The organism is Streptomyces sp. SID11385, from assembly GCF_010548245.1.
GTDB lineage: Bacteria > Actinomycetota > Actinomycetes > Streptomycetales > Streptomycetaceae > Streptomyces.
Genome location: NZ_JAAGLR010000690.1, coordinates 1 through 8,472 on the forward strand (window position 1 = coordinate 1; position 8,472 = coordinate 8,472).

Annotated in this window: 10 protein-coding genes; 6 read left to right on the top strand and 4 right to left on the bottom strand. The window is 72.8% G+C overall.

What is annotated here, in order from left to right:
• The first annotated feature begins 596 nt into the window (after positions 1-596).
• The 4 genes from ectA (at position 597) to thpD (ending at position 4,077) form a co-directional block, all read left to right on the top strand.
• Entirely contained in the window at positions 597-1,178 is a 582-nt protein-coding gene (gene ectA, locus G3I42_RS21055; protein WP_203607098.1) for a diaminobutyrate acetyltransferase, read from the top strand.
• Positions 1,179-1,336: 158 nt separating this feature from the next.
• The gene (gene ectB, locus G3I42_RS21060; RefSeq protein ID WP_164288169.1) at positions 1,337-2,605 is read left to right on the top strand and encodes a diaminobutyrate--2-oxoglutarate transaminase; all 1,269 of its coding nucleotides are present in this window, start codon (positions 1,337-1,339) and stop codon (positions 2,603-2,605) included.
• Between the two features lie 168 nt (positions 2,606-2,773).
• Complete coding sequence (locus G3I42_RS21065) at positions 2,774-3,172, top strand: ectoine synthase (RefSeq protein ID WP_164288171.1); 399 nt, start codon at positions 2,774-2,776, stop codon at positions 3,170-3,172.
• Positions 3,173-3,177: 5 nt separating this feature from the next.
• Entirely contained in the window at positions 3,178-4,077 is a 900-nt protein-coding gene (thpD, locus tag G3I42_RS21070) for an ectoine hydroxylase (protein WP_164288173.1), read from the top strand.
• A gap of 80 nt (positions 4,078-4,157) precedes the next feature.
• On the opposite strand, the gene G3I42_RS21075 is transcribed toward thpD, so the two are convergent.
• The 3 genes from G3I42_RS21075 to G3I42_RS21085 all read right to left on the bottom strand — a co-directional run bounded on the left by G3I42_RS21075 (position 4,158) and on the right by G3I42_RS21085 (position 6,405).
• The gene (locus tag G3I42_RS21075) at positions 4,158-5,195 is read right to left on the bottom strand and encodes an aminotransferase class V-fold PLP-dependent enzyme (protein ID WP_164288175.1); all 1,038 of its coding nucleotides are present in this window, start codon (positions 5,193-5,195) and stop codon (positions 4,158-4,160) included.
• A 65-nt stretch (positions 5,196-5,260) separates the two neighbouring features.
• Positions 5,261-5,995: a DsbA family oxidoreductase gene (locus tag G3I42_RS21080; RefSeq protein ID WP_203607100.1), complete on the bottom strand. Its 735-nt coding sequence runs from the start codon at positions 5,993-5,995 to the stop codon at positions 5,261-5,263.
• A gap of 182 nt (positions 5,996-6,177) precedes the next feature.
• A complete protein-coding gene (locus tag G3I42_RS21085; protein ID WP_164288177.1) occupies positions 6,178-6,405 on the bottom strand; it encodes a hypothetical protein in 228 nt (75 codons plus the stop codon).
• 157 nt (positions 6,406-6,562) lie between these two features.
• Here G3I42_RS21085 and G3I42_RS21090 point away from each other — a divergent pair, with 157 nt between their 5' ends.
• Positions 6,563-6,778 carry a hypothetical protein gene (locus tag G3I42_RS21090; protein WP_164288167.1) on the top strand — a complete coding sequence of 72 codons (216 nt, stop codon included), beginning with the start codon at positions 6,563-6,565 and terminating at the stop codon, positions 6,776-6,778.
• Positions 6,779-6,839: 61 nt separating this feature from the next.
• On the opposite strand, the gene G3I42_RS21095 is transcribed toward G3I42_RS21090, so the two are convergent.
• Positions 6,840-7,820 carry a helix-turn-helix domain-containing protein gene (locus G3I42_RS21095; protein WP_164288179.1) on the bottom strand — a complete coding sequence of 327 codons (981 nt, stop codon included), beginning with the start codon at positions 7,818-7,820 and terminating at the stop codon, positions 6,840-6,842.
• Positions 7,821-7,980: 160 nt separating this feature from the next.
• On the opposite strand from G3I42_RS21095, the gene G3I42_RS21100 reads away from it, so the two are divergent.
• The coding region (locus G3I42_RS21100) for an MFS transporter (protein WP_164288180.1) at positions 7,981-8,472 on the top strand (492 nt) is incomplete at its 3' end.

The following is an 8,472-nucleotide window of genomic DNA, read 5'->3' on the forward strand; positions in this document are numbered from 1 at the left end:
TGGCGGCGGAGAACGTCGTACGGGACAGCCTGCGCGCGCTCGGCGCGGCGTGGGGCGAGGCGACGGGCGAGCGGGCCGACACCCGCGCGGCCGACCGCGCGGTGGCCGAGACCTGGGCGGCCGGACGGGCGTGAGTCACGCGGGCGCCGGGAGGGACCGGGGGCCGGAGGCCGGGGAGCAGGAGCCGGGGGCCGGGCGAGCGGCCGGGGCCCCGGCACCCGGTGCCACCCTCCGCGTTCGCCTCACGACATTCTGAAAATGCCCCACACACATTCGGCACGATATAAACTCCGGATTAATTCCCGGTGCATTCTTGCGCGCAGCTTCCCATTTTCTTCTGCCCGCTTTCCCGGGGGCTAAACAAGAAGTTTTGACCCTCGCACATTTTCCATAATTCGGACAGGTTCCACGGGTGTTACTTTTTTGTGACCGAGCCCACAAAGAAGACCCTTTCACCCCCAATGTCCGCCGCATACCCGGCATTTCGCGAGGGGTTTCGCGCCCGAGCACCCGCACGCGCGATAACACAGGACACTCTTTCACCCAACCCTGGCACCCGATGCATTTTCTGCGCCTGCTGGGTAAGTTCAAATCCCATGACCGCCGCACAAGCAGACCTCACCGCACCCCGTGCCGCATTCCGGGAAATGCCGGAGGGACTACGCCTTGACGGCCCACGCGTGCAGGACGGCGCCGCGCTGTGGCGCCTCGCCCGCGACTCGGGAAAGCTCGACCTGAACTCCTCGTACAGCTACCTGCTGTGGTGTCGCGACTTCGCCGCGACCTCCGTGGTGGCGCGGGACGCCGCCGGTGACCCGGTCGGTTTCGTCACCGGCTACATCCGGCCCGAGCGCCCCGGCGTCCTCGTCGTCTGGCAGGTCGCCGTGGCCGCCGCGCAGCAGGGCCGGGGCCTGGCCGCCGCGCTGCTCGACGGGCTCGTCGCGCGCGTCGCCGCGCGCACCGAGTTGCACGGTCTGGAGACCACCATCACCCCCGGCAACGTCCCGTCCGAGCGCCTGTTCACCTCCTTCGCCGCCCGGCACGGCGCGGGCCTGGAGCGCGAGGTGCTCTTCGACGCGGAGCTGTTCCCGGCGGACGACGAGGCCGGACACGAGCCCGAAGTGCTGTACCGCATCGGCCCGCTCGCCCGCGCGGCGGCCCGCGCCGAGGCGGCCTGAGCCGAGCGGCCGGGCCGCTCCCCACCAGGGAGCGGCCCGTACACCGGACGGCACCCCCGGGCCCGTACCGCCGACCGGCACCACGGCCCCGCATCCGTACCCGTACCGCAGTCCACACTCCCTGCTCCGCTCCATCCCCTTCCTCACAGGAGACAGCTGTGACCATCGCCCCGCCCGCCCTGAGCGTCTTCGAGACCCTTGAGTCGGAGGTGCGCAGTTACTGCCGAAGCTGGCCCGCCGTGTTCGACCGCGCGCAGGGCAGCCGCCTCTACGACGAGGACGGCCACGCGTACCTGGACTTCTTCTCCGGGGCCGGCGCCCTCAACTACGGCCACAACAACCCGGTCCTGAAACGCGCGCTCATCGACTACATCGAGCGCGACGGCGTCACGCACGGCCTCGACATGGGGACCACGGCCAAGCGCGCCTTCCTGGAGACGTTCCAGAACGTCGTCCTGCGCCCGCGCGACCTGCCGTACAAGGTCATGTTCCCCGGCCCGACGGGGACCAACGCGGTCGAGGCGGCGCTCAAGCTGGCCCGCAAGGTCAAGGGCCGCGAGTCCATCGTCTCCTTCACCAACGCCTTCCACGGCATGTCGCTCGGCTCCCTCGCCGTCACGGGGAACGCCTTCAAGCGCGCGGGCGCGGGGATTCCTCTCGTGCACGGCACGCCGATGCCCTTCGACAACTACCTCGACGGGCAGACCCCCGACTTCCTCTGGTTCGAGCGGCTGCTCGACGACCAGGGGTCCGGGCTCAACAAGCCCGCCGCCGTCATCGTCGAGACCGTGCAGGGCGAGGGCGGCATCAACGTCGCGCGGCCCGAGTGGCTGCGCGCGCTCGCCGAGCTGTGCAAGCGGCAGGACATGCTGCTCATCGTCGACGACATCCAGATGGGCTGCGGCCGGACCGGCGCCTTCTTCTCCTTCGAGGAATCGGGCATCACGCCGGACATCGTCACGCTGTCGAAGTCCATCGGCGGCTACGGGATGCCGATGTCGCTGTGCCTCTTCCGCCCCGAGCTGGACGTCTGGGAGCCGGGCGAGCACAACGGCACCTTCCGCGGCAACAACCCTGCCTTCGTCACGGCCGCCGCCGCCCTGGAGGCGTACTGGGCCGACGGGCAGATGGAGAAGCAGACCCTCGCCCGCGGCGAGCAGGTCGAGGCGGCGCTGCGCGCGATCTGCCTCGAACACTCCCAGCTCGGCGCCTCCTACCGGGGCCGCGGCCTCGTGTGGGGCCTGGAGTTCGAGGACCACGAGCAGGCGACGAAGGTGTGCCGCCGCGCCTTCGAGCACGGGCTGCTCCTGGAGACCTCGGGCCCGCGCAGCGAGGTCGTCAAGCTGCTGCCCGCGCTCACCACGACCCCGGAGGAACTGGACGAGGGGCTGCGCATCCTCGCCCGCTCGGTCCGCGAGACCGCCTAGGTCCGGCGAGGCCGCCTAGGTCCGCCGCGACCACCTCGGTCCGCGCGACCGCCCGGGTCCGCGGGACCGACCGAGATCCGGTACGGGGCCGGGCCGCCCGACGCGACGCGGCCCGCCCCGTACCCGTAGAGAGACAACCGCACCACGGAAGAGAGGCACAGGGACACCGTGCTCATTCGCTCGTTCAAGGACATCGAGGGCACCGACCGGCACATCGTCGCCGAGTCGGGCACCTGGGAGAGCAAGCGCATCGTGCTCGCCAAGGAGAAGGTCGGCTTCTCGCTGCACGAAACGATCATGTACGCCGGCACCGAGACGACGATGCACTACGCCAACCACATCGAGGCGGTGCTCTGTGTCGAGGGCGAGGCGGAGCTGACCGACGAGGCCACGGGTGAGAAGCACTGGATCACCCCCGGCACGATGTACCTGCTCAACGACCACGACCTGCACACCATGCGGCCCAAGACCGACTTCCGCTGCGTCTGCGTCTTCAACCCGCCCGTCACCGGGCGGGAGGAGCACGACGAGAACGGCGTCTACCCGCTGCTGACCGAGGAGGACTGAACGAGATGACCGTCACCCACGACAAGATCACGGACCTCTACCCGACCCGCGGCAAGACCGAGGTCTCCACGCCGCGCCAGGACCCCGTGGTGTGGACCGCGCCCGGCGCCCCGGGGCCGATCAGCGCCGGTGACCTCGCCTCCTTCGAGGAGAACGGCTTCCACGCCATCCCCGAGCTGCTCACCCCGGACGAGGTCTCCGTCTACCGCGCCGAGCTGGACCGGCTCGTCGCCGACCCGGCGATCCGCGCCGACGAGCGCTCCATCGTGGAGCCGCAGTCGCAGGAGATCCGCTCCGTCTTCGAGATCCACAAGATCAGCGAGGTCTTCGCGAAGCTCGTGCGCGACGAGCGGCTGCTGGAGCGCGCCCGGCAGATCCTCGGCTCGGACGTCTACATCCACCAGTCGCGGATCAACGTCAAGCCCGGTTTCGGCGCCTCCGGCTTCTACTGGCACTCGGACTTCGAGACGTGGCACGCCGAGGACGGCATGCCGAACATGCGCGCCGTCTCGGTCTCGATCGCGCTCACCGAGAATTACGACACCAACGGCGGGCTCATGATCATGCCCGGCTCGCACAAGACCTTCCTGGGCTGTGCGGGCGAGACGCCGAAGGACAACTACAAGAAGTCCCTCCAGATGCAGGACGCGGGCACGCCCTCGGACGAAGCACTCACCGAGATGGCCGGGAAGTGGGGCATCAAGCTCTTCACCGGCAAGGCCGGCTCGGCGACCTGGTTCGACTGCAACGCGATGCACGGCTCGGGCGACAACATCACGCCGTTCCCGCGCAGCAACGTGTTCCTCGTCTTCAACAGCGTCGAGAACGCCGCGGTCGAGCCCTTCGCCGCGCCGATCCGGCGGCCCGAGTTCATCGGGGCCAGGGACTTCACGCCGATCCGCTGAGGACCGCGGAAGTTCCGGTACGAGGGCGGGGCCGCGCACCACGGGGGCGCGCGGCCCCGCCCTCGCCGGTTGTCCTGACCTCAGGCCAGCGCCGCGAGCAGCGCGTCGACGTCCGCCGCCGAGTTGTAGAGGTGGAAGGACGCGCGCAGGTTGCCCGCGCGGTCCGAGACCTCGATGCCGGCCCGCGCGAGATCCGCCTGCCGTCCGCCGAGCCCCGGCACGGAGACGATCGCGGACCCGGGCGCGGGCAGCGGCTCGTGGCCGAGGGCGCGCAGCCCGGTGACGAAGCGCTCGGCGAGCGCGAGGTCGTGCGCCCGGACGGTCGCGACACCGAGGCGTTCGACGATCCCCATCGCCTCGGCCGCGCCCTCGTAGGAGAAGAGGGGCTGCGCGGTGTCGAAGCGGCGCGCGTCCGGGGCGGGTTCGAGGACGGGGCCGTACGTGCTCGACCACGGGTCGGCGCCGCTCAGCCAGCCGCCGAGGAGGGGCCGCAGGCTGCCGAGGTCCTCGGGGACGACGAGGAAGCCGACGCCGTGCGCGGCGCCGAGCCACTTGAAGCCGACGGTCGCGGTGAAGTCGTCCTCGGCGGCGTCGAGCGGCAGCCAGCCCGCCGCCTGCGAGACGTCGACGAAGGTACGGGCCCCGTGGGCGCGCGCGGCGGCGCGGATCGCGGGCAGGTCCGCGAGCCTGCCGTCGGCGGACTGCACCGAGGAGACCGCGGCGAGCGCGGTGCCGGGGCGCACCTCCTCGGCGAGGCGGTCGAGCGGGACGGTACGCACCTTGAGGCCGGGGCGGACGTGGAAGGGGTTCACGACGGAGGCGAAATCGCCCTCGGCGGTGAGGACTTCGGCGCCCTCGGGGAGGGCCGCGGCGACGAGTCCCGCGTAGGTGGCGACCGAGGTGCCGGCGGCGACGCGGCGCACCGGGACTCCGGCGAGGCGGGCGAAGGCGGCGCGGGCGGCGGCCACGGCGGGGAAGGCGTCGGCCCCGTCCCCGTACTCGCGGCGCTCGACGGCGGCCCGGATCGCTTCGGCGGCCGAGCGGGCGAGCAGGCCGTGGCTCGCGGTGTTCAGGTGGACGCGGCGGGGGCGGTACTCCTCGGGTGCGAGATTCTCCATGGCCCCATCGTGGAGGGCCGCGGGGCTCGCGTCCATGGCGTGACGCGAGCCCCGTCCCGGCGGGATCAGCTCGCGTCGCGCGGCGGGACCGCGCAGCCGTCGGGGCCGCAGACCCCGGCCTCGTCGGCACCGGCGACCGGGGCGACGGGGGTCAGCCGGGGCTGCGCGTCCCAGGCCTGCTGGAGCGCCTGCGCGAAGACCTCGGCGGGCTGGGCGCCGGAGACGCCGTAGCGGCGGTCGAGGACGAAGAACGGGACGCCGTTGGCGCCCAGCTCGGCGGCCTCGCGCTCGTCGGCGCGCACGTCGGCCGCGTACTTCTCCGGGTCCGCCAGCACGGCGCGCGTCTCGGCCTCGTCGAGCCCGGCGGCCACGGCGATCGCGACGAGGCGCTCGGTGTCGTTGAAGACGCTGCGCTCCTCGGCGAAGTTCGCCTTGTACAGGCCGTCGATGACGGCGTCCTGGCGGCCCTTGTCCTTGGCGAGGTGGAGCAGGCGGTGCATGTCGAAGGTGTTGCCGGAGTCGCGGCCCTCGGTCAGGTAGTCGAGGCCCTCGCCCGTCGCGTTCTCCTTGAGCCGCGCCTCGCCCTGCCGGGCCTGCTCCAGGCTCATGCCGTACTTCTTGGCGAGCATGGGCACCACCTCGACCACCTCGCCCTTCGCCGCGGAGGGGTCCAGCTCGAAGGAACGGTGCACGACCTCGACCTGCTCGCGGTGCGGGAAGCCGTCGAGCGCCCGCTCGAAACGGGCCTTCCCGACGTAGCACCAAGGACAGGCGATGTCCGTCCAGATCTCCACGCGCAGCGGGGAGGGGGTCGGGGCCTCCAGAGGTGTCACCATCGGCTTCTGCTCTCTTCGTGTCATGCGTCCGGGTAAGAGAACGGGCCGCCCCGCGGCGCGGGGCACCCCTTCGCAGGACCGAACGCACGGGGGCCGCCGCGCATTCCCCGGCGCCCGTGCCGGGGGTGCTTCCCGGCAGCTACGGCTCAGGGCACTTCCCGCAGGTACAGGGCGCCGCACGTCTTGCAGAAGGGGCGTGCGGCCGAGGTGCCCCAGGCGTCGGCGGACTGGGTCGCCGCGGCCGGGTCGAGGAGGAGGCCGCAAAGCGTGCGCGGCTCCTGCGTCCCGCGCACCATGTGCCACTTGCGCACGGGGGCCTCGGGATCGCCGGGCGTGTCGCCCTCGGCGTACTCGGCGCGCATGTGGTGCTCCATCGCTGCTCCCTGTCCTGTGAGGTGTGATCCCATGGCAGCACAGCCGGGCCGACCCCGCGCGCCGGACCCGCGCGCCTGACCCGCGCGCCGGCGGCCTCACCGGCCCGCTCGCCGAGGCCGGGCGAGGCGGCGTCAGGACGCTGGCACAATTGCCGACATGAGCCGACAGGGGTGGTCCGACGCGTACGGCTCCGGGAGTACCGGGCGCCGGCTCCCGGTGCGCTGTGTGAAGTGCGCGGACACCCACGTCATCCTCACCAAGACGGGCACGCCGGACGGCCGCGAGGTGCTGCGCTGGCGGTACACGTGCCTGGACTGCCGCGTCGCGTGGTGGGTGGACGAGCACGGCGGGGCGCTCGACGACTACGCGTGAGGGGACGAGGCGCGGGCCGCGGGGGCGCGGGGCGCCGGGGAACGCGTGAGCCCCCGCCCGTTCAGGCGCTCAGCCGGGTGAACTGCGCCCGGTAGGCGCTCGGCGTGAGGCCCGCGCGCTGGAGCAGGTGTTTGCGCAGCGAGTCGGCGCTGCCGAGCCCGCACGCCTCGGCGATCCGGTCCATGGGCAGCTCCGTCGTCTCCAGGAGTTCCTTCGCGCGCTCGACGCGCTGGATCAGGAGCCACTGGAGCGGGCTCACCCCGGTCTCGGCCTGGAAGCGGCGGGTGAGGGTGCGGACGCTGACGCCCGCGTGCCGGGCGAGGTCGGCGAGGCCGAGCGGCTGGTCGAGCCGGGCGAGCGCCCAGCCGCGCGTGTCGGCGCAGCGTCTGCCGCGCTCGGGCGGCAGCGGGGTCCGTACGAACTGCGCCTGCCCGCCCGGGCGTACGGGCGCGACGAGGGTGCGGCGCGCGACGTCGTTGGCGACGGCGGCTCCGTAGTCCGTGCGCACCATGTGCAGGCACAGGTCGATGCCCGCCGCGTAGCCGGAGGAGGTCATGACGCGGCCCTCGTCGACGAAGAGGACGTCCCCGGCGAGGTCGACGGCCGGGTAGCGGTCGCGCAGTTCCTGGGCGAGGTCCGCGTACGTCGTGGCGCGCCGTCCGTCGAGGAGACCGGCCTCGGCGAGGACGAAGGCGCCGGAGCAGATCGAGGTGACGCGCCGCCCGGCCGCCGCCGCCTCGCGCACGGCGGCGACGGCCTCCGGCTCGGGCTCGAAGCGGTGCCCGGTCCCCGCGACGACGACCGTGTCGGCCGCGCGCACCACGTCGAGACCGTGGCGCACGGTCAGGTCGAGCCCGCCGGTCGTGGGCACGGGGCCCGGCTCCACGGCGCAGACGGTGACCTCGTAGCCGGGCCGGCCGGCCACCTCGACGCGGCCGAAGACGAGTTCGGGGAGGGCGATGTTGAAGAGCGAGACGGGCGAGGGCGCGATGACGGCGACGCGGTGCGGGGCGCGGTAGGCGGCGGGCGAGGGAACGGGCACCGGCCCGGCCTTCCTGCCGGGCTTCGCCACGGACTTCCCGAGGGGCTTCCCAGCGGACCTCGCGAGGGGCTTCCTGACGGACGCGGACATGGCCAGAACCTCCGGATGCGTGGCGTTCGGGCCACTACTGTAGCGGCGCGCGGGCCCGCAGGCTGGCCGCATGTCCACACCCACGGGGAACCAACTCCCGCCCTCCGCACCGCAGTCGGCCTCCGCTCCCGCGCCCTCTCGCGTCGCACGTCCCGCCGTCGCCCTCGTCGCCGCGCTCCTCGGCTTCTCGCTCACGAGCTTCGACGCCTCGGCCGTGACGGTCTCGCTGACCTCGCTCGGCAAGGACCTCGGCGGCGGGATCACGGGGGCGCAGTGGGTCGTGGACGCGTACACGCTCGCGTTCGCGGGGCTCATGCTCAGCTCGGGGCTGCTCGCGGACCGCTTCGGCGCGGCCCGTACGTACGGCGCGGGGCTCGCGGCCTTCGTCCTGACCTCGGCGCTGTGCGGCTGCGCGCCCTCGCTCGGCTGGCTGCTCGCGGGGCGGGTCGCGCAGGGCGCGGCGGCGGCCGTGATCCTGCCCTCCTCGCTCGCGCTGGTGCGACGGGCCTACGACCGCCCCGAGGCGCGGGTGCGGGCGCTCGCCGTGTGGGCGACGGGCGGT